The sequence below is a fragment of the Actinomycetota bacterium genome (assembly GCA_040905475.1).
Lineage (GTDB): Bacteria > Actinomycetota > AC-67 > AC-67 > AC-67 > DATFGK01.
This window is the reverse complement of record JBBDRM010000065.1, coordinates 15,418-36,737: the sequence shown is the minus strand read 5'-3', so window position 1 is coordinate 36,737 and position 21,320 is coordinate 15,418. Positions and strand designations below refer to the sequence as shown.

The 21,320-nt window shown below is 67.7% G+C and carries 18 protein-coding genes; 15 read left to right on the top strand and 3 right to left on the bottom strand.

Going from position 1 to position 21,320, the window contains the following annotated elements:
• Positions 1 to 1,195, top strand: a 1,195-nt coding sequence (gene clpX, locus WEB06_06210; protein MEX2555209.1) for an ATP-dependent Clp protease ATP-binding subunit ClpX, incomplete at its 5' end; no start/stop codon positions are given.
• A gap of 7 nt (positions 1,196 to 1,202) precedes the next feature.
• Here clpX and WEB06_06205 read toward each other — a convergent pair.
• Positions 1,203 to 2,534 (bottom strand): adenylate/guanylate cyclase domain-containing protein, encoded by a 1,332-nt coding sequence (locus WEB06_06205; GenBank protein MEX2555208.1) that lies wholly within the window; start codon positions 2,532 to 2,534, stop codon positions 1,203 to 1,205.
• Between the two features lie 251 nt (positions 2,535 to 2,785).
• On the opposite strand from WEB06_06205, the gene WEB06_06200 reads away from it, so the two are divergent.
• From WEB06_06200 to radC, 4 genes are all read left to right on the top strand, one after another.
• The gene (locus tag WEB06_06200; GenBank protein ID MEX2555207.1) at positions 2,786 to 5,434 is read left to right on the top strand and encodes a valine--tRNA ligase; all 2,649 of its coding nucleotides are present in this window, start codon (positions 2,786 to 2,788) and stop codon (positions 5,432 to 5,434) included.
• A 3-nt stretch (positions 5,435 to 5,437) separates the two neighbouring features.
• Positions 5,438 to 6,724, top strand: a complete 1,287-nt coding sequence (locus tag WEB06_06195) for a folylpolyglutamate synthase/dihydrofolate synthase family protein (GenBank protein ID MEX2555206.1) — start codon at positions 5,438 to 5,440, stop codon at positions 6,722 to 6,724.
• Between the two features lie 61 nt (positions 6,725 to 6,785).
• A complete protein-coding gene (gene ndk, locus WEB06_06190; protein MEX2555205.1) occupies positions 6,786 to 7,199 on the top strand; it encodes a nucleoside-diphosphate kinase in 414 nt (137 codons plus the stop codon).
• On the top strand, positions 7,196 to 7,888 hold the full coding sequence (radC, locus tag WEB06_06185) for a DNA repair protein RadC (GenBank protein ID MEX2555204.1): 693 nt from the start codon (positions 7,196 to 7,198) through the stop codon (positions 7,886 to 7,888). Before ndk ends, radC begins: the two co-directional genes overlap by 4 nt.
• A 7-nt stretch (positions 7,889 to 7,895) precedes the next feature.
• On the opposite strand, the gene WEB06_06180 is transcribed toward radC, so the two are convergent.
• Positions 7,896 to 8,888, bottom strand: a complete 993-nt coding sequence (locus WEB06_06180) for an N-acetylmuramoyl-L-alanine amidase (protein ID MEX2555203.1) — start codon at positions 8,886 to 8,888, stop codon at positions 7,896 to 7,898.
• 140 nt (positions 8,889 to 9,028) lie between these two features.
• Here WEB06_06180 and WEB06_06175 point away from each other — a divergent pair, with 140 nt between their 5' ends.
• From WEB06_06175 to rpmA, 8 genes are all read left to right on the top strand, one after another.
• The gene (locus tag WEB06_06175) at positions 9,029 to 10,063 is read left to right on the top strand and encodes a rod shape-determining protein (protein MEX2555202.1); all 1,035 of its coding nucleotides are present in this window, start codon (positions 9,029 to 9,031) and stop codon (positions 10,061 to 10,063) included.
• A gap of 126 nt (positions 10,064 to 10,189) precedes the next feature.
• Complete coding sequence (gene mreC, locus WEB06_06170; protein ID MEX2555201.1) at positions 10,190 to 11,026, top strand: rod shape-determining protein MreC; 837 nt, start codon at positions 10,190 to 10,192, stop codon at positions 11,024 to 11,026.
• Positions 11,023 to 11,532: a rod shape-determining protein MreD gene (gene mreD, locus WEB06_06165; protein MEX2555200.1), complete on the top strand. Its 510-nt coding sequence runs from the start codon at positions 11,023 to 11,025 to the stop codon at positions 11,530 to 11,532. Before mreC ends, mreD begins: the two co-directional genes overlap by 4 nt.
• Complete coding sequence (gene mrdA, locus WEB06_06160; protein ID MEX2555199.1) at positions 11,529 to 13,505, top strand: penicillin-binding protein 2; 1,977 nt, start codon at positions 11,529 to 11,531, stop codon at positions 13,503 to 13,505. The genes mreD and mrdA overlap by 4 nt, the downstream gene beginning before the upstream one ends.
• Positions 13,505 to 14,677 (top strand): rod shape-determining protein RodA, encoded by a 1,173-nt coding sequence (gene rodA / locus WEB06_06155; GenBank protein MEX2555198.1) that lies wholly within the window; start codon positions 13,505 to 13,507, stop codon positions 14,675 to 14,677. The genes mrdA and rodA overlap by 1 nt, the downstream gene beginning before the upstream one ends.
• Before the next feature lie 515 nt (positions 14,678 to 15,192).
• Positions 15,193 to 16,947: an Rne/Rng family ribonuclease gene (locus WEB06_06150; protein ID MEX2555197.1), complete on the top strand. Its 1,755-nt coding sequence runs from the start codon at positions 15,193 to 15,195 to the stop codon at positions 16,945 to 16,947.
• Between the two features lie 15 nt (positions 16,948 to 16,962).
• Complete coding sequence (gene rplU, locus WEB06_06145) at positions 16,963 to 17,505, top strand: 50S ribosomal protein L21 (GenBank protein MEX2555196.1); 543 nt, start codon at positions 16,963 to 16,965, stop codon at positions 17,503 to 17,505.
• A gap of 35 nt (positions 17,506 to 17,540) precedes the next feature.
• A complete protein-coding gene (gene rpmA, locus WEB06_06140) occupies positions 17,541 to 17,792 on the top strand; it encodes a 50S ribosomal protein L27 (protein ID MEX2555195.1) in 252 nt (83 codons plus the stop codon).
• Here rpmA and WEB06_06135 read toward each other — a convergent pair.
• Positions 17,779 to 18,876: a DUF2652 domain-containing protein gene (locus WEB06_06135; GenBank protein MEX2555194.1), complete on the bottom strand. Its 1,098-nt coding sequence runs from the start codon at positions 18,874 to 18,876 to the stop codon at positions 17,779 to 17,781. The two genes, rpmA and WEB06_06135, sit on opposite strands and share 14 nt — an antisense overlap.
• Before the next feature lie 57 nt (positions 18,877 to 18,933).
• Between WEB06_06135 and obgE the strand changes: the two genes are divergently transcribed.
• On the top strand, positions 18,934 to 20,211 hold the full coding sequence (gene obgE, locus WEB06_06130) for a GTPase ObgE (protein ID MEX2555193.1): 1,278 nt from the start codon (positions 18,934 to 18,936) through the stop codon (positions 20,209 to 20,211).
• The gene (proB, locus tag WEB06_06125) at positions 20,208 to 21,317 is read left to right on the top strand and encodes a glutamate 5-kinase (protein MEX2555192.1); all 1,110 of its coding nucleotides are present in this window, start codon (positions 20,208 to 20,210) and stop codon (positions 21,315 to 21,317) included. Before obgE ends, proB begins: the two co-directional genes overlap by 4 nt.
• The last annotated feature ends 3 nt before the right edge of the window (positions 21,318 to 21,320 follow it).

Here is a 21,320-nt window from a genome sequence, read left to right as displayed (position 1 = left end):
CGGCGTCTACATCTGCGACGAGTGCATCGACCTCTGCAACGAGATCATCGAAGAAGAGCTTTCGGAAACGACCGAGCTCAAGCTCGAAGAGCTTCCGAAGCCCAAGGACATCTACGACTTCCTGAACGACTACGTGATCGGTCAGGAGATGGCGAAGAAGATCCTCTCGGTCGCCGTCTACAACCACTACAAGCGGATCCAGGTCGGGGCGTACCACGAGTCCGAGGTCGAGCTGCAGAAGTCCAACATCCTGCTGCTCGGCCCGACCGGCTGCGGCAAGACCCTGCTCGCGCAGACGTTGGCGCGCATGCTCAACGTTCCGTTCGCGATCGCCGATGCCACGGCGCTGACCGAGGCCGGCTACGTCGGTGAAGACGTCGAGAACATCCTCCTGAAGCTGATCCAGGCGGCCGACTACGACGTCAAGAAGGCCGAGACCGGCATCATCTACATCGACGAGGTCGACAAGATCGCGCGCAAGTCCGAGAACCCGTCGATAACCCGCGACGTTTCGGGCGAGGGCGTGCAGCAGGCATTGCTCAAGATCCTCGAGGGCACGACCGCGAGCGTGCCCCCGCAGGGCGGCCGCAAGCACCCGCACCAGGAGTTCATCCAGATCGACACGACCAACATCCTGTTCATCTGCGGCGGAGCGTTCGCGGGGCTCGAGAAGCTGATCGAGGACCGGATCGGCCGCAAGGGCGTCGGGTTCGGCGCCGATATCCGCCGCGCCGACGAGAAGGCCCTCGGCGAGATCCTCTCGCACGTGATGCCCGAGGATCTGCTGAAGTTCGGGCTGATCCCCGAGTTCGTCGGACGGCTCCCGGTCGTGTCGTTCGTGCATAACCTCGACACCGATGCGCTCGTGCGCATCCTGACCGAGCCGAAGAACGCGCTGTCCAAGCAGTACCGCAAGTTCTTCGAGTTCGACGGCGTGGCGCTCGAGTTCGAAGAGGAAGCGCTCATGGCGATCTCGGACGAAGCGATGAAGCGGGGGACCGGCGCGCGCGGGCTTCGGGCGATCATGGAAGAGGTGCTCCTCGGCGTGATGTATGAGCTTCCGTCGCGCAAGGACGTCTCGAAGTGCATGATCACGCGCGAGACGGTCCTGTCGCGGACGGTGCCGACGCTGGTTCTCAAGGCCGGCGAGGATGCCCCGGCGCCGACGAAGGTCCGCCGCGAACGCTCGGCCTAGACGGCCCTCAGTTCCGAACCGCGAACAATCGCCACTCGCCGGGCACGCCCTTCAGCGAGTGTTCACCGCGGTCGTCGAAGTTGAGCCCCGACCCCACGACCAGATCCTTCACCGTGCTCGACACGAGCACCTCGCCGGGCTCGGCCAGTGAGACCACCCGCGCGCCGATGTGCACCGCGATCCCGCCGACGTCTTCCCCCATCAGCTCGCACTCTCCGGTGTGCAGTCCCGAGCGCACGTCGATCCCCAGCGAACGGGAGCCCTCTTGGATCGCCGACGCGCACCGGATCGCGCGTGCAGGCCCGTCGAACGTGGCGAAGAGGCCGTCGCCGAGCATCTGCACCTCGCGTCCGCGGTGGATGCCGAGCTGGCGCCGGGATAGGTCGCGATGCCGCTCGAGGAAGTTCCGCCACCTGGCGTCGCCCCATTCGGCCGCGAGCCGCGTGGATTCGACGATGTCGGTGAACATCACGGTGGCGAGCACCCGGTCGTGGCTGGGGGCAGGGCGGACGCCGGTCATGAATTCCTCCATCTCGGCGAGGATCGCCTCCTGGTCGCCGAACCAGGAAACGTCGGCGCCGGGCAGCTCGACGTACCGAGCGCGGGGGATGTTCTCCGCGAGGTAGCGACCGAACTCGACCTTGTAGAAGTGCGCATCGCGCTCGTGCATGACGAGCGTCGGCACGCTGATCGACGGGAGCACATATCGGATGTCGACGTGGCGGAGCATGTCGACCATCGCCGCCGCCGCGCCCGGACTGGCGCTCGAGCGGCAATAGCGCGCGAATTCCTCGCGCAAAACCTCGTCTTGCGCAAGGCCCGGAGCGACGAGGCTCAACATCTGGCCGTTGATCCACAAGCGGCGGATCAGCTCGGGGGTCTGTTCGAGCAGGGATGCCGGCACGCCCCACGGGTAGTCCGGCGCCTGCTGAACCTTGGCGTAGCAATGCTCCAACAAGAGCGCCGCGGTTCGCTCCGGGTACGTCGCGGCGAACAGCATCGCCATCACGCCGCCGTCGGCTACCCCGTAGATGGCCGTTCGTTTCGATCCGAGGTCGTCCAGGACCGCTCGAACGTCGTCCATCCAATCCTCGAGCGACGGGAGGTTGTGCAGGGGAACCGGGTCGGAGAGACCGACACCGCGCTTATCGAAGGTTATGACCCGCGCGAAGGACCCCAGCCGGCGGAGGAATTTCGCCATCCGGGGGACCTCCCACCGGCCCTCGACGTTCGACTGCCATGAGCCGCACACGAGGAGGTCCATCGGACCGTCGCCGAAGACTTGGTAGGCGATGTGGTAATCGCCGCTCCTCGCGAACCTCGTCCGGGGAACATCCATGCCCGAAATGTCGCCGACGGCGGACCGAGCGTCAAACGCGAGGCTGGCGCGCTCGCATCGAGAAGGTATGGGGGATCGCTCATGCTTCGCACGCTGCTCCTCAACCGGCCCCCGCATGGTTCTCCTCGATGCTAGACTCGGTTCGCTATGGCGCTCGTAGTAGTAGTCGTCCCGCCCCGGAGGGCGTAGGCGACCGCGCCTGTTAGCCTTCCGGGACCCTACGAGGGTCCCGTTTCCGTTTCCAGGGGGCATTGGTGAGCCAAGAGCTACCGAAGGCGTACGACCCGCACAGCGTCGAAGAGCGCATCTACGACGAGTGGGAGCGCTCGGGGCTGTTCGCGCCGGCCGGCGACGGCGAGCCGTTCTCGATCGTGCTGCCGCCGCCGAACGTCACCGGGATCCTCCACATGGGTCACGCGCTCGACCACTCGATCCAGGACGCCATCGTGCGCCGCAAACGGATGCAGGGCTACCGCGTCCTGTGGCTTCCCGGCACCGACCACGCCGGGATCGCGACCCAGAACGTGGTCGAACGCGAGCTCGCCAAGGAGGGGAAGACGCGGCACGACCTCGGCCGTGAGGAGTTCGTCCGGCGGGTGTGGTGCTGGCGGGAAGAGTCCGGCGGCACGATCACCAAGCAGATGCGCCGGCTCGGTGAGTCGGTGGACTGGTCGTGCGAGCGTTTCACGATGGACCCCAACCTCTCGCGAGCGGTCCGGAAAGTGTTCGTCGACCTCTACGACGAGGGCCTGATCTATCGAGGGAACAGGATCATCAATTGGTGCCCGCGTTGCCAGACCGCTCTCTCCGACATCGAGGTCGAGCACGAGGACGTCGAAGGCGAACTCATCCACATCAACTATCCGCTCTCGGACCGCAGCGGGCACATCACGGTGGCGACGACCCGGGTCGAGACGATGCTGGGGGACACCGGAGTAGCGGTGAGTCCGGCCGACGGCCGGTACAAGCACCTGGTCGGGAAGACCGCCGTCCTTCCGATCCTCGATCGTGAGCTTCCGATCGTCGCGGATGCGGCGGTCGACCCGGCGTTCGGCTCGGGCGCGGTGAAGGTCACGCCCGCACACGATGCGACCGACTTCGAGATCGCTCAGCGCACCGGTCTCCCACCGATCAACATCCTCAACTCCGACGTGACGATCAACGCGAACGGCGGGAGATTCGAGGGGATGGATCGTTACGCAGCGCGACGGGCCGTCCTCGAGGAGCTCCGCGCGCTCGGCGCGATCGAGAAGGAAGAGCGTCCGTACGTGCATGCCGTGGGGCACTGCCAGCGTTGCAAGACCGAGGTCGAGCCGTGGCTTTCGGAGCAATGGTTCGTGCGCGTGGAGCCACTGGCGACGCCGGCGATCGAAGCCGTGCGTGACGGCCGCACGCGATTCGTGCCCAAGCGCTACGAACGGAACTACCTCGTGTGGATGGAGAATCTCAGGGACTGGTGCATCTCGCGCCAGCTGTGGTGGGGACACCGCATCCCCGTGTACACGTGTGCGAACGGCCATGAGTTCGCGGCGCTCGACGACCCGAACGTCTGCAGGCGATGCGACTCGGCGGAGCTCACGCAGGATCCCGACGTTCTCGACACGTGGTTCTCGAGCGCGCTGTGGCCGTTCTCCACGCTCGGCTGGCCCGACGAGACCGAGGATCTCAAGACGTACTATCCAACCTCGGTGCTCGTGACCGGCTACGACATCATCACGTTCTGGGTTTCCCGCATGATGATGATGGGCATCCGGTTCATGGGCGAGGTTCCGTTCCGCGACGTCCACATCCACGGGATGGTGCGGGACTTCCGCGGCAAGAAGATGTCGAAGTCGTCGGGCAACACCATGGACCCCCTCGAATTGATCGACCGCTACGGCGCCGACGCGCTCCGGATGACACTGCTGCGCTCGGCGACGCTCGGCTCGGACGTGCCGGTGGCGGAGAAATGGATCGAGGGTGACCGCAACTTCGCGAACAAGCTGTGGAACATCTCGCGGTTCGTGCTGATGAACCTCGCCGGCACAGGTGCGCCGGAAGCGCGAGCGTTGCGCGCGACGGACATGTACTGGAGCCGGGCCGACCGGTGGATCCTCTCACGGCTCGACGCCACCGTGGCCGCCGCGGACGAGGCGATGGAGGGGTACGACCTCGCCAAGGCGGCGCAGTTGCTCCGGCAATTCACCTGGAGCGAGTTCGCCGACTGGTACGTCGAGTGGTCGAAGGGAGCCCTGCAAGGCGGGGGATCGGAGGCCAAGGACGCCACCAGGGCCGTGCTCGCGCACGTGCTCGAAACCATCTTGAGGCTCCTGCATCCGTTCATGCCGTTCATCACCGAGGAGCTGTACCGAGCGCTCACCGGCGAGACCACCGTCATGACGGCGCCCTGGCCGCAGCCGGATCCGAGCCTGCAGGATCGCGACGCCGAGACCGAGATGGAGTTCGTGATGGGCGTGGTGAGCGCGCTTCGCCGGTTCCGCGCCGACCACACGATCCCGCACTCCGCCCGACCCGACGCTCACGCCGAGATCGAGGACTCCGGGCTCGCCTCGATCCTGGATTCGGAGATCGATCGCGTCCGCGCGCTTGCGGGTTGGGGCGAGTTCGCCGTCGGTTCGACGAACGGACACGGCGGAGCCCACGCGCGCCTGGTCGTGCCCGGCGCCGTGATCCACGTGCCGCTCGCAGGGTTGCTCGACCTCGACGCCGAGCGTGCTCGCCTCGTCAAAGAGATCGCCACCCTCGAGAAGGACGCCGAAGGTGTGCGCCGCAAGCTCGAGAACCGAGAGTTCGTTTCGAAGGCTCCGGAGGAAGTCGTCGAGCAGCAGCGCGAGCGGCTCGCCGAGACGGAGCGATCCGCCGAGCGGCTCCGCGAAGCGCTGCGTGACCTCGAGGGCTGAGCCGTGAACTACGCTGAAGCGCTCCGCGCGCTCGACGAGCGCATCCCGACGCGGATGGTGCCCGACCTCGATCGGATGCGCGCGCTGTCGGAGTTGCTCGATCATCCGCAGCGCACGTATCCCTCGATCCATATCACCGGCACCAACGGCAAGACGACGACGGCGTGGGTCGCGACCGAGCTGCTGCGCGGCGCCGGCCTCAAGGTTGGAACGTTCACCTCACCGCACCTCCATGACGTGCGCGAGCGGATGACCTTCGACGGCGCGCCGATCTCCGAAGAAGAGTTCGCGCAGACCTACACGTACCTGGAGCCGTTCCTCGCGCAGGTCGACGCGCTCGGCGAACGGGTCACCTACTTCGAAACGCTCACGATGCTGGCGCAAGAGTGGTTCGCCGAGCGGGCGGTCGATGTCGGCGTCTTTGAGGTCGGCATGGGAGGGGAGTGGGATGCGACGAACCTGATCGACGGCCGCGTCGCGGTCGTCACCGAGGTGTCGCTCGATCATCCCGAGCTCGGAAATACGCCGGTCGAGATCGCGCGCGAGAAGGCCGGGATCATCAAGCAGGCGGCGATCTGCGTCACCGGGGAGCGCTCGGCGGACGTGCGCGCGGTCATCGAGGAGCGCTGTCGCGAGATGGGCGCCATCCTGCGGGTGGACGGAACCGACTTCGCTCTCTACGGCCGCGACAACGCCGTCGGGGGACAGGCGCTGGACATCAGCATCGCCGGCGGCACCTACGAGCAGGTGTTCGTTCCGCTCTACGGGGAGCGGATGGCGACCGACGTGCTTCTCGGGCTCGCCGCGGTTTCGGCGTTCCTCGGCGACCGGCCGCTCGAGCAGGAGCTGGTTCGCAGCGCGCTGGCGGGCATGCGCTCCCCGGGCCGCATCGAGGTTCTTCGCCGCCGGCCGTTGCTGATCGTGGACGGGGCGCACAATCCCGCCGCCGCCCTCGAGCTCGCCAACACGGTCCAGGATTCGTTCGCGTGTGACCGCCTCCTGCTTGTGATCGGGATGCTCGACGACAAGGACGTGGCCGGCGTGGTCGACGAGATCGTTCCGATCGCCGACGTCGTGATCGTAACGACTGCACCCTCGCCGCGCGCGGCGCCGGCGGAGCGGATCGCGAAAGAGGCGGCGCGACTGGATGCGGAGTTGCGGATCGTCTCAACCGTCGAGGGGGCGGTCGCCCAAGCCGTCGAGCTGGCCGAGGAAGGCGATCTGATCCTCGTCACCGGGTCGTTCACGGTGGCGGCCGAGGCGCGAGCGATGGTGCTCGGGCTCGACTAGCCGGCCCCTATACTGTGCGCGTCTCGGACGAGGCGCTCCGAACGAAACGGAGGAGATCCTGATGGCCACCGAGCGAACGCTCGTCCTTGTGAAACCCGATGGGGTGCGCCGCCGGTTGGTCGGCGAGGTGATCCGCCGCCTGGAAGCGAAAGGTCTCTCGATCGTCGCGATGCGGATGCTGACGATGGATTCCGACATGGCCGGCGAGCATTATGGTGAGCATCGTGAGAAGCCGTTCTTCAAGGACCTGGTGTCGTTCATCACCGGCGGGCCGCTGGTCGCGATGGCCGTCGAAGGGGACGAGGCCGTGCCGGTCGTGCGCACGCTGATGGGCGCTACCGATCCGAAGAAAGCCGCGCTCGGCACGATCCGCGGCGACCTCGCGATCGAGATGACCGAGAACATCGTGCACGGATCCGACTCGCCGGAGTCGGCCAAGCGCGAGCTCGGGCTCTTCTTCCCAGACCTCGGGTGACCGTGGGTCCGCGGCCCGTCCGGGTCGCGGAACGTCCGCCGACCGATCGTCCCCGCGAACGCCTGGCGGCGCTCGGCCCGTCGGCGCTTTCCGACGCCGAGCTCCTGGCGTTGCTCCTACGAACCGGCACCGCGCGCGAGGACGTGCTCGCGTTCGCTTCGCGGGTTCTCGTCGCGCTCGGCGGGCTCGGCGCGATCCCCCGGATGCACGCGAGCGAGCTGGTCGCGATCCCCGGCATCGGACCCGCGACGGCGGCAGAGATCGTGGCGGCTCTGGAGCTCGGCCGCCGGGCCGCGCAGCGTCTGGCCGCCGACCGTCCGCAGATCATGCGACCCGCCGACGCCGCGGCGCTCCTCGGTCCTCGGATGGCGCACCTCGAGCAGGAGCGTTGCGTCGCGTTGCTGCTCGACCGCAAGCATCGGCTCCTGCGCGAGGTGGTGGTTGGGATCGGCGGCATCGCGCACGCGCCGATGGAGCCGCGCGAGGTGTTCGCAGCGGCGCTCCGAGAGCCGGGCGTCGCCGCGGTCTTGGTGGCACACAACCATCCGTCCGGGGAAGCGACCCCCTCGACCGAGGATCGCGCGGTCACCCGGCGACTCGCCGACGGCGCGGCTCTTCTCGGCTTGGAGTTCCTCGATCACGTCATCATCGCGTCCGGCGGCTGGTCGAGCATCCGCGGCGAGCGATAGATCGGAGCTAGTAGCTGCCGATCGCGCCGGGGTCCTTGCCGCCGTGGCCGGGGTCGAGTGCGACGAAGATCGGCGGCGTTCGCACGGACAGCCGCGCGGGCGCCGACTCGAGAGCCACATCGGTGACGCGGTTCGCTGCTGCGATCTCGTAGTTGTAGAGCTGACCCGGCGCGGCCCACACGTCGGTGAACGCGAGGCGTCCGGCGCTCAGCAGATCGGAGCCGACCGTTCCGATCAACGTTCCGTCGCGATAGATGTGGTACGCGGTCGCGAGCGACGTCGTCTCCCACGACAGCGAAACGGTCCGCGAGTTGACCGCTGCACCCGCCACCGCGGTTGGGGAGGGCAGAGCCTCCACCGTCACGCGTGTCGGTGTGATCATCGAGGGGAGCGGCTTGGCGGTCAGCGTCCGCTGGTACGCGAGGATCCCATTCGCGATCGCGTCGGCGAGCTTCTGCCGGAACGACGCTTTCGCGAGCAGCCTCGCCTCGCGGGGGTTCGACACGTAGGCCCCCTCCACGATCACGGCCGGCATCTTGGTGTTACGGAGCACGTAGTAGTAGTCGCCGTGATCGCCCTTCCGGGCGTGCAGCGTCGAGCGAAGGCCGGGGCTCTGCGCGAGTTCCCTTCGGATCGCCAGGCCGAGCACCTTGGAAGCCCCGCCGCGGATCTGGTGGTAGACCTCGCTGCCTCCGGCCGACCGGCTCCGCGAGGCGTTGTTGTGGATCGACACGAAAACGTCCACCCGGCGGGCGTTGGCGATCGCCGTCCGGGACCCGAGCGACATCGTCCGGTCGGTGGTGCGGGTCATGACGACGGGGATCCCGGCCGCAGCGAGGCGCGTCTGAACCCGGCGGGCGATGTCGAGGTTTATCTGCTTTTCGCGGACGCGGTGGGCGGCATCGGCGGGAGATCCGGCCGCCAGAGCGACGGCGAACGCGATGAGCGCCAGCGCGACGGCGCCGGGCGCCCGGCGGGCGGAGAGACGTTGCGACGCCATCATCGTCCTCAGCAGTAGGGCGGACGGGGCAGTCTCGTCCATGAGCAGGCTTTTTGTCCACCTCGGACCCGATGATAGGATTGCGCCCGACCGTCGCCGGGTCGGTCGCGAACGGATCGCTGTCGACAACCGGACTCGCTATGCGCGCGAATACGTTCACACTTCTCGGTCGCGATATGGCGATCGACCTCGGCACCGCGAACACGCTCGTCTACGTTCGCGGACGGGGGATCGTGCTCAACGAACCGTCCGTCGTCGCGATCAACACCAAGACGGGCGCGATCCTGGCCGTCGGCACCGAGGCCAAGCGCATGATCGGCCGGACGCCGGCGCACATCGTGGCCGTCCGCCCGCTCCGCGACGGGGTCATCGCCGATTTCGACGTCACGGAGAAGATGCTGCGCTATTTCATCCAGAAGGTGCACCGTCGCCGCTGGCTCGCCAAGCCGCGGGTGGTCCTCTGTGTGCCGAGCGGCATCACCGGGGTCGAGCAGCGAGCGGTCGAGGAGGCTACGATCGCTGCCGGAGCACGGAACGCGTACATCATCGAGGAGCCGATGGCGGCCGCGATCGGCGCGGGGCTCCCCATCCACGAGCCGACCGGCAACATGGTGGTGGACATCGGAGGTGGTACCACCGAGGTGGCCGTGATCTCGCTGGGCGGGATCGTGACCTCGATGTCGATCCGGATCGGCGGTGACGAGCTCGACGAGGCGATCATCCAGTTCATCAAGAAGGAATACTCGATGCTGCTCGGCGAGCGAACCTCCGAGGAGATGAAGATGGCGATCGGGTCCGCGTTCCCGATGCCGGACGAGCCGCACGCCGAGATCAGAGGGCGAGATCTCGTCACCGGCCTGCCGAAGACGATCATCGTCGCCGCGGAGGAGATCCGTCGGGCTATCGAGGAACCGGTGAATCAGATCGTGGACGCCGTGAAGAACACGCTCGACAAGACTCCGCCGGAACTCGCCTCCGACATCATGGACGGTGGCATCGTGCTCTGTGGCGGAGGTGCGTTGCTGAAGGGTTTGGATGAGCGGCTCAAGCACGAGACCGGTATGCCGGTCCACATCACCGACTCGCCGCTGACCTGTGTCGCGGTCGGCTCGGGCCGCTGCTTGGAGGAGTTCGAGGCGCTCAAACGGGTGCTGATCTCTTCATCCAGACACTAGAAGACGTTGTAGCGACGTCGGTCGTGCGCGGGCCGCGCTGACCGGCGGGAAGGAGGTTTTGGGGACGCCGTTCCCCGCCCGGGCTCGCGCGCCGCGCGGCTCGGGGGATGCGGCACCCTGCCGATGATGAGGATCTTCGACCGCACCCGCCGAGCGCGGCTGCTCGTCGTGCTGCTCTTGACCGCCGCATTAGTGCTGGTCACCATCGATTTCCGGTCCAAAGGGGACGGCCCACTGGACGTGGTCGGCCGGGGGATCATGACGGTCGTTGGGCCACTCCAGGACGGCCTCTCCCGCCTGGTGCGCCCGATCGGCGACTTCTTCTCGGGCTTCACCCAGGTCGGCACCCTGAAGGAGCAGATCCGCCAACTGCAAGAGCAGAACGCTCAGCTCCGGCAGCGCGAGCGCCAGGTCACCGACATCGCCCGCGAGAACGAGCAGCTGCGCAAGCTGCTCGGTCTGTCCGACCGGCTCAATCTCAAAACGGTGACCGCACGTGTCACCGGCGTCGGTCCATCCAACTTCGAGCACACCGTGTTCATCGACCGCGGCACGGCCAACGGCGTCCGCAAGGACATGCCGGTCGTCGCCGGTGCCGGGCTGGTCGGCCGCGTCGTGCAGGTGTCGCAGCGAACCGCGCGCGTTCTGCTGCTCGTCGACCCGTCGAGCGCCGTCGCGTCACGACTCGCATCGAACGGCGAGACCGGCGTCGCCGAGGGCACCGGAGGGGACGAGCTGCGCTTCGATCTGTTCGATGCCGAGGCCGCCGTGACGATCGGGGACGAGGTCGTCACCAGCGGCTACGAAGGTGGCGTCTACCCGCCCGGGATCCCGATCGGGACCGTCACGCGCATCCAGCCGCGAGGGAACGCGCTCGCTCGTCGCGCGTTCGTGACGACGTTCGTCGACTTCTCGAGCCTGGACTTCCTGCTGATCGTCGTCGGGCAGGAGGCCGCCAAGTGATCTGGAAGCGGACGCTGCTCCTTTCGGTATTGCTCCTCACCGGGCTCTTGCTCGAGACGTCCGTGCTCGGCGAGGCCACACTGCTCGGCGCCAAGCCGCCGCTTCTGCTGCTTTTCACCGTGGCCCTCGCGCTCGGCGAAGGCCCGGCGCTCGCCGCCGGGTTCGGGTTCGCCGGAGGATTGCTGACCGATCTGATGACGGGTTTGCCGGCAGGCCTGACCGCGCTCGCATACACGGTCGTCGGGTACGCCGTCGGAGCGATCCGCGCTCAGTTGCAGGCTCCGTCGACCTGGCTGCCGGTCACGATGGAGTTCGCCGCGACGCTCGGCGGCCTGATGCTTTACGGCGCCGTCGCGCTCCTTCTCGGTCAGGAGGCCGTCGGCGGCCGCACGCTCCTCGTCACCGCGGTCTTCGGCGCTTGCTACAACGCCTTGCTCACCCCGTTCCTTTATCCGCTCGTCCGCGCGCTTGCCGCGCGGCTCCGGCCGGCGAGGGTCCTCCGATGATCTCCGGCGACGAACGGGTTCGGTTCCGCGCGGCGATCCTCGGGATCGTTGTGCTCGCGATGATGAGCGTCCTGGTATCGCGGTTGTGGTTCCTCCAGGTCCTGACCGGCGAGCAGTACGCGGAGGCGGCGGTCAACAACTCCGTTCGTCTCGTGTGGCTCGAGGCGCCGCGCGGCCGGATCCTCGATCGCAACGGCGTCGAGTTGGTGAAGGACCGTCCCTCACTCGCCGTGGGGTTGCGGCGCGACGACCTCCGCGACCCGAAGCTGCGCAGCCTCGTCGTCGGCCGGCTGGCGAAGCTTCTCAAGATCAAGGCGAAGGACATCAACGCGCGCCTGAACGACAAGCGCGTGTCTCCTTACCGTCCGGCGATCATCGCCACCGACGTTGCCGAGCCGGTGATCTTCGAGATCCGCGAACACGCCGAGCGTTACCCGGGCGCCGAGACGCTCGTCCTGCCGGTCCGGGCCTACCCCAAAGGCAACCTCGCCGCGCACGTCCTCGGGTACGTCGGCGAGACGACCGAGTCGGAGCTGGATCGACTCCGCGACAAGGGATACCGGCTCGGCGACTCGATCGGGCGCACCGGCGTCGAGCGGACCTACGAGGATTGGCTCCGGGGACAGCCCGGCATCGACAAGCTCGAGGTGAACTCGAGCGGGATCGTGCTGCGATCGCTCGGCGCTCAAGAAGCGGTGCCCGGACACGACGTGATGCTGTCCCTCGACGCCGAGGTGCAGGAGGTCGCCGAGGAGGCGCTCTATCTCGGGATCCAGCGCGCCCGCGGCCGAACCTTCGCCGAAACGGGCGAGAGCTTCCTGGCACCGGCCGGCGGGGTTGTCGTGCTCGACGCGCAGACGGGTGAAGTCGTTGCGATGGCGAGCTACCCGACGTTCGACCCTCGCCGGTTCGTCGGGGGCGTCTCGTCCGACTACTTCGCCGCGCTGAACGACCCGAAGAACAGCTTCCCGCTGCTGAACCGCGCGATGCAGTCCGCGTATCCGCCCGGGTCGACGTTCAAGCCTTTCATGGCGGCTGCGGCGCTCGAGTCGGGGGTGATGTCGCCGAGCTCGACACTGCCGTGCACCTCGTCGTTCGAGTTCGGCAACCGCGTGTTCAACAACTGGACGGGAGGGAGCGGCAATATCTCGCTGGCCCAGGCGCTCGTCGTGTCCTGCGACACCGTCTTCTACCGGCTGGCCGCCAACTGGTGGGGCAAGGAACGCGCCAACGAGCTCGCCGGCAAGAAGGTCTACGAGGTCATGCAGGATTGGACGCGCCGCTTCGGGCTGGGCGCCGTGACCAAGATCGACCTCCCGAATGAGGAGGACGGTCGCGTCCCGGGTCGCGACTACCGCCGGCAGATCTACGACCTCAACAAGGTGCGGTGGTGCGACCGGTTCAACAAGACCGGGGACGTCGTGTACGAGGACCTCTGCGAGCGGGGCTACCTATGGCGAGGCGGTGACGCCGTCAACATGTCGATCGGCCAGGGCGACGTCATCGCCACGCCGCTCCAGATGGCGGTCGGATACGCCGCGATCGCCAACGGCGGCAAGGTGCTGCGCCCGCACGTGGGCTTAACCGTGAAGGCCGCCGACGGCACTGTGGAAGAAGAGATCAAGCCACAAGTCCTCTCGCGCGTGAAGATCGACGCGGACAACTTGAACTACATCCAGCGCGCGCTCGAGCAGGTCACGTTGCGGGGGACCGCGGTGTTCCCGTTCCGCGGCTGGCCGCTCGATGAGATCTCGGTCGCCGCGAAGACGGGATCCGCCGAGATCGCCGGCAAGCAGCCGTTCTCATGGTTCGCGGCGTATGCGCCGGCGAACAAGCCGCGCTACGTCGTGGTCTCGGTCGTCGAGCAAGCGGGATTCGGTAGCCAGGTGTCCGGGCCGGTCGTGCGCCGGATCATGGACAAACTCTTCGATCTGCCGCTCACACCGGTCGTATTCGGAGTGAGGAGCGACTGATGGCGTTCGAGGGCACGGTCGGCCGCGTCGAGCGTATCGGGCGCGAACGACTCATCCCCGCGCGCTGGTCGGAGAAGGCGCCGTTCCGCCACCTGGATCCGACGCTGATCGTATTCGCGCTTCTGCTCTCCGGCTTCGGCGCGCTCATGGTGTACTCGGCGACCTTCGCGCAGCTCGAGGCGGAGAGCCGGTCACCTCGCTTCTACCTCAACCGGCAACTGCTCTTCGGCTCCGTCGGCGTCATCGGTATGACGATGCTGGCCCTGTTCGGTTACCGCAAGCTCAAGGCCTGGGCGTGGCTGGCGTGGCTCGTCCCGGTGATCCTGCTCGCGGTCGTGCTGAGCCCCCTCGGAACGACCGTCGCCGGCGCGCAGCGGTGGATCGCGATCGGCGTCTTCCAGATCCAGCCATCGGAGCTGGCGAAGCTCGCGTCGATCATCGCGATCGCTGCAGTCCTCGCCGAACGCAAGGGCGCCCCGATGCTTCCCGACGTCCTCAAGTGTCTCGTCCTCGTCGCCGTCCCGGCGATCTTCATCTACCTACAGCCCGACCTCGGAACGCTGCTGGTCTTGCTGGCGATCCTCGGCGGGATGCTGCTGGTTGCGGGGACCAGGATGCGTCTCCTGCTCATCATGGTCCTTCTCGCCACGGTCGCGTTCTGGGGTATCCTTCATACGGGCCTGCTGAAGGACTACCAGGTCGCGCGCCTCACGGCGTTCCTCGATCCAACCAGCGATCCCGATCGCACAGGGTACAACCTGGCGCAAGCGAAGATCGCCATCGGGTCCGGAGAATTCACCGGCAAAGGACTCTTCAGCGGAAGCCAGACCAATCTCAAGTTCGTACCCGAGCAGCACACCGACTTCATCTTCACCGTCATCGGCGAGGAACTCGGCTTCGCCGGCACCGGAGCTTTCTTGCTCCTGTTCGCGATGTTCCTCTGGCGAGGAGTGCGCATCTCGATGATGGCGAAGGACACGTTCGGCTCCTTACTGGCGGCCGGCATCGTGTCGATGTTCGCATTCCAAGGGTTCGTGAACATGGGAATGACGATGGGCATCTCGCCCATCACCGGGATCCCGTTGCCGTTCGTTTCGTACGGCGGCTCGTCGCTGATCGCATCTTTCTTGGCCACCGGGATCCTGCTCAACATCCATATGCGCCGCCTTTAGAGCGGCGAGAGAGGAGCACCACAGTGAACGAAGAAGGCGAGACGACCGGCGGCGCAGCCCCGGCCGGCGACGCGACCCCTCCCACGCGGAGGGGCGCGGACGCGGCGGGCGCGGGCGCTGCAGGAGCGTCCGGCGGTCCGGCCGAAGCCGGGGGTCCGGCGCCGGCCGGTGCAACGAACGCAGAGGGGAGCGGCGAAGGCGGCCCAACCGCGACAACCGGGGACGGGTCACCTCGTCCCAAGCGGCGACGCGGTCGGCGTGGAGGGAGGCGGCACAAGAAGAGGCCCGCGACTGCGGGCGGAGCCTCCAAGGAAGGCGACGACGCGTCGGATGAAGCCGAGGGCGGCGAAACGGCGCCCGCTGCGAAGCCGGGCGGCTCTCCGTCGCCGCCTCGTCCACGGCGAACCCAGCCGGCTCGGCCGCGCGGTACACCATCCGGGGGCCGCAGGCCTTCGACGCCGCGCGCGAAGCCTCCTGCGGCGGGAGCGGAAGCGGCCGACGGCAACACTGCGGCGATGAGCGCGGACGCAAGCGCGCCGGACGGCGACGGCGCGGCGACGGATCCCGCTGCCGACCAGAGCACCAACGCGGCCGTCGAAGGAACCACGGCGGCCGCCCGCAAGCGCCGCCGCCGGCGAGGCGGTCGTGGGCGCGGAGGACGCGGGAGTACTCGTCCCGCCGGAACCGCGCAAACCCCGGAAGGCGAAACGGCCGACACGGGAGACGAGGAAGGGACGGCCACCGAGCCTCAGCCGCAGCGTCAGCCCAAGCCGAGAGCGCCCCGGCAGCGACGGCCCGCAGCAGCGGACGCTCCGCAGGCCGGCGACGAGCCGGCAGAGGGTGGAGACCCGGCGACTCCGGCGCCCGCGAAGGCCGGCGGACGCGGTCGGACCGGTGCGCCCAAGGCCGACGCCTCGAAGGGCGGTTCAACTCGCCTCGATGCTCGCGCACAACGTTCCCGTCAGAGGCCGCGGCGGCCTCCACGCCGTCTCACGGGCGAGGAGGCCAAGCAGCTCCGCGGCTCCGACAAGGTCATGGTCATCCACGAGCACGGCGAGCGCATCCAGATCGCGGTGCTCGAAGGCCGGACACTGATCGAGCATTACGTCGCACACGGCGGCGGCCGCTCGATCGCCGGCAACGTTTACCTCGGCCGCGTGCAGAACGTGCTCGCCGGGATGGAGGCGGCGTTCGTCGACATCGGTAAGGGGCGGAACGCGGTGCTGTACGCGGGCGAGGTCAACTATTCGGCCGAGGATCTGGAAGGCGAGACGCAACCTCGCATCGAGAAGATCCTGAAACCTGGCCAGCCGGTCCTCGTGCAGGTGACCAAGGACCCGCTCGGCACGAAGGGCGCGCGGCTCACGGCGCAGATCTCGCTCGCCGGGCGTTACATGGTCCTCGCACCCGAGCAGCAGCTGTCGGGTATCTCCCGGCGTCTCGCCGAGGAGGAACGCGCCCGGCTCCGGCAGATCGTGCGTGGGATGCGGCCCAACGGTCACGGTGTGATCGTTCGAACCGCCGCCGAGGGAGCGAGCGCCGAGGCGCTGAAGCGCGACCTCGACGGCCTGCTGAAGATCTGGGACGAGATCAAGACCAAGCAGAAGAAAGAGAAGGCGCCGGCGCTCCTCTACGCGGAGCCCGAGCTCGTAACTCGCGTCGTGCGCGACATCTTCTCCGGCGATTTCGCGAAGGTGGTCGTCGACTCGAAGGCGATCCATGCGAAGCTTGTGGAGTACCTCGAGGACAGCGGGCCGGATCTGATGGAGCGGCTCGAGCTCCACGAAGGTCCGCTCTCGATCCTCGAGCAGCACCACGTCGTCGAGCAGATCCAGAAGGCGCTCGAGCGCAAGGTGTGGCTGCCGTCCGGCGGCTCGATCGTGATCGACCGCACTGAGGCTATGACCGTGATCGACGTGAACACGGCCAAGTTCGTCGGGAAGGGCGGCTCGCTCGAGGAGACCGTGTTCAAGAACAACCTCGAGGCTGCGGATGAGGTCGCGCGACAGCTTCGTTTGCGCGACATCGGCGGGATCATCGTGATCGACTTCATCGACATGATCCTGCCTTCCAATCGCGAGCAGGTCCTTCGGACCCTCAAGCGCGCGCTGTCCAGGGACAAGACCCGGAGCCAGGTCTTCGAGGTCTCGTCGTTGGGCCTGGTCGAGATGACCCGCAAGAAGGTATCCGAGGGGCTCCTCGAGGCGTTCAGCGAACCGTGCCCGAACTGTGAGGGCCGGGGTATCGTCATCACCCACGAGATCGACTAACCGGGAGGGTTTCTCATGTACGCGATCATCCGCACCGGCGGCCATCAGGAGAAGGTGGTCGTCGGGGAGCAGATCACGGTCGACCGGCTCAAGCAGGAGCCGGGCGAGCCGATCGACTTCGTCCCGCTGATGATGGGCCTGGACGACGGGACGATCATCACCGACCACCAGCAGCTCACCGACAAGGCCGGCGTCAAGGGTCTCGTCCTCCAGCACTTCAAGGGGGACAAGATCGACATCTTCCAGTACCGGCAGAAGACCAACTACCGCCGGCACACCGGCCACCGACAGCCGCTCACGCTGGTCGAGATCGCCGAGGTCCGGTTCGGCGACACGGTCGAGAAGGCCGAGGAGAAGCGGGCTGCCGAAGAGGCACAGAAGGGAGCGCTCGAGCTCGGCCGGCAGGCCCGCGAAGAAGAGGAGAAGGACGCCCCCAAGAAGGTCACGCCGAAGAAGAAGCCGGCCGCCAAGGCAACCTCGGGAAAGGCCGCGGGCGGGGCGAAAGCAGCGCCGAAGAAGACGTCCGCCAAGAAGAGCCCGGGCAAGAAGCAGGGATAGCAGGGGCTCGGGGCCTCTGCTACCCTTGGCGCGCTATGGCCTCTAAAAAGGGTGCATCTTCAAGCCGGAACGGCCGGGATTCGTCGGCTCAGCGGCTCGGCGTCAAGCGGTACGCCGGGCAGCAGGTCAATGCCGGTTCGATCCTGGTTCGTCAGCGCGGGACCCGCATCCATCCCGGCCTGAACGTCGGGAAGGGCTCGGACGACACGCTCTACGCGATGATCCCCGGCCTGGTGTCCTTCCGGCGCCGCGGCGACCGAAAGCTCGTCGACATCATCCCGGCGTAGCCTCCGCCCTCCGCTCGGCCGCAAGGATCCCTTGCAAAGTCGCCATGTCGGCGGCGAACCCGGCGGCGAATTGCTCGCCCATCTGGGCCAGCGCCTGCCTAGCCTCGTCGCTCTCGGGCTTCATGCGGATCACGAGCTCAGTGCGCAAACCGCCGTCGACGGGCTCGAACTCCTCGGTGAAGAGCAAGGTGATGCCCGGCATGATCGTCGTGCGATTGGTGAAGTAGCGGTACGGCTTCCAATCGAGGATCTCCTCGTACACGGACGAGTCGCCGTGGACGCAATGGTTGACCGTGCCGACGCCACGCGCCCCTCGCGGGTTGTCTTGGATCAGGTCGAGCGTGTCCTGCTGCCACGCGAGCCGTTTGACCGGCGAGGTCATGTGCTCCCACACGAGCGGCGGAGGCGCGGGCATCTCGAACCGCATCTCCGCGACGCCGGGCTCGTCTCCCTTCAGATAGATCACGCGACGCTCCTGCTCTTTGGTCCAACGGGCGCCGAGATCGAGGACCCAGCCCGGGACCTCACCCACGTCGTCGTAGGTCTCAGTGTGCGGTTGGAGCGTGAGCGCCTCGGCGTCGAGTCCGTAGTGCTCCATGCAGTCGCCGCTGAAGAACGCGTAGGCTTCGATCCCGGTCTTCTCCACGATCTCGTTTTTGAGCAGCCGGTGCACCGTGATCACGTCGGGTCCGACGAGCTCTCGGTTCCCCGCGACCTCGTGGATCGCGAACTTCCCGTGGTGCACGACGAACTTCAGGTCGAGTGTCGGTATCCTGGTGCACGCCTCGCAGGTACACGACGTGGCGCGATCGATCGTCGCGCGCCGCTGCACGAAGGCGAAATAGCACGATTCCACCGTGGTGACGAGCGCGGAGGCTTCGGGATCGGCGTGGTCGATCGCGTAGGCGAAGATGGCATCGCCCTCGAGCTTCGCGAGCGTGAACTGGCCCTTCATCTGGTCGACGATCGTGTTGATCAGGTCGGCCAGGATGTCGGCCGAGTGCTCGAGCTCGACACCCGCGAGGTACTTCGTATAGCCGCTGATATCGGCGAGGATGAGGCTGCCCCGATCAACTCCGTTCACGCCCGGAATGCTACTCCCGAGAGGGCGGTTCCGACGCTTGCTACAGTTGCTCGCGGGATGGCGCGAACGAGTGATTTCGTCGACGAGGTGCGGGTCAACGTCCGAGGCGGGGACGGCGGCCACGGCGCTTCGTCGTTCCTTCGCGAGAAGTTCCGTCCTAAGGGCGGGCCCAACGGCGGCAACGGCGGGAACGGCGGCTCGGTGATCCTGCGCGTGACGCAAGGGGTCGACACGCTCTCCGAGCTCGGACACCACCCGCACCAGCGCGCGGACCGCGGCGCCCACGGACAGGGATCCAATCGACACGGCGCGGCCGGCGCCGACCGTATCGTCCCGGTGCCGGCCGGCACGCTCGTCCGCGACGCCGAAGGGGGGATGCTCGCCGACCTCACCGATGAGGGCGAGAGCTTCGTGGCTGCGCGCGGCGGCCGCGGGGGTCGCGGCAACGCGAGCCTGGCGTCGGCTCGCCGGCGCGCCCCGGCTTTCGCCGAACGCGGCGAGGCGGGGGAGGATCGGTGGCTGCTACTCGAGCTGAGGCTCCTCGCCGACGTCGGCTTGGTCGGGCTGCCGAACGCCGGCAAGTCGTCGCTCATCTCGAAGCTATCTGCAGCGCGGCCGAAGGTGGCGGCCTATCCGTTCACCACGCTCACGCCGAGCCTCGGCGTCGCAGAGGCCGGCGGCAGCCGTTTCGTCGTCGCCGACGTTCCCGGGCTGTTGGAAGGGGCGGCGGAGGGACGAGGTCTCGGCCTGGCTTTCCTGCGTCACCTCAAGCGCTGCCGCGTGCTCTGCTACGTCGTCGATCTCGCCGAAGAAAACCCCGCCGACACCCTGCGGATCCTGCGTCGGGAGATCGCCGCGTACGACCGGGATCTCGCGGCGCGTCCGGCGCTGGTGGCCGGGAACAAGGTCGACCTCCCGGAGGCCGCCGAGCGCGTTGCCGACGCCGAGGCGGTGGCCCTTCCCGCGGGTTTCCACGCGGTGTCGGCGCTGAGCGGCGAGGGGATCGAGGCGCTCGCCGACGCGTTGTCCGCGGCCGTCGAGCGTGAACGAGCCGAACGGCCGGCCGACGAAGCGCCGGTCATGCTCCGGATCCGGCCCGAGTCCGCAGCGGTCGAGGTCCGGCGAGAGAACGGCGCGTACCGCGTGGTGAGCTCTCGCGCCGAGCAGCTCATCGCGCGGTACGACCTCACCAACCCCGACGCCGTTCGCTACGTCCAGGAACGGCTCGTGTCGCTGGGGGTCGAGGACGCACTCGCGCGCGCCGGCGCGCGGGAAGGCGACGAGGTCCGCATCGGCGAGCAAGCGTTCGATTTCACCCCGGAGGGCCAGGCGTGACCCGCGCGACCGCCGACGGCCGGCGCGACATCGCCAAGGTGCGCAGCCTCGTCGTGAAGGTGGGGTCGTCGAGCCTCACCGCCGCCGACGGCGGCCTCGACGAGGTGCAGGTGCGCAGGCTCGCCGCCGAGCTCGGCCGCGTCCGGCGCAAGGGAATCTCTTGCGTGCTCGTGTCCTCGGGCGCGATCGCGGCGGGCCTTTCACCGCTCGGCTTGAAGCGTCGTCCGACCGACATCCCGTCGCTCCAGGCGGCTGCGTCGGTCGGGCAAGGGGTGCTCATGCACGCGTATCAGCGCGCGTTCGCGCGCAGGAAGATGAAGGTCGGACAGGTCCTTCTCACACAAGACGATTTCATCCGTCGCAAGGGCTACCTCAACGCGCGTGCGGCGTTGACCCGGCTGCTCGCGCTCGGCGTGGTTCCGATCGTCAACGAGAACGACACCGTCGCCGTCGAGGAGATCCGCTTCGGCGACAACGACCGTCTGGCGGCGCTCGTCGCGAACCTCGTCCACGCCGACCTCCTCGTGATCCTGTCCGACGTGGACGGCGTGCACGCCTCCGACCCGAGCCGTGGCGGCACGGAGGTGATCGAGCAGATCGAAGATCTGGCGGCGCTGCCGGTTCAGCGCCCCGCGGCGGGAAGCCACCTCGGTTCCGGCGGGATCGTGTCGAAGATCGAGGCGGCGAAGATCGCGACGGCATCGGGGGTGGGCGTGGTCGTCGCCAACGCACGGCAGGAGAACGTCCTCGCCGACGTGCTCGCCGGGAAGCCGGTCGGAACGTACGTTCCGGCTCGTGCGCTGCGCGGCCCTTCGAAGAAGTTATGGATCGCGTTCGCTCAGACGCCGCGCGGCGCGATCGTCGTCGACGACGGCGCGAAGCGGGCGCTCGTCGAACGGGGCAAGAGCCTCCTCCCGGCCGGCGTGGTCGGACACCGCGGCCGGTTCGCCGCCGGCGACGCCGTCGAGGTCGAGGCGCCGGACGGGGTTGTGTTCGCGAAAGGCCTGGTCAACTACGGTTCCGACGAGATCGACGGCGTCCGCGGACGCAGCATCCGCGAGGGCGGCCGGGAGATCATCCACCGCGATTCCCTGGTTATCCTGTGACGC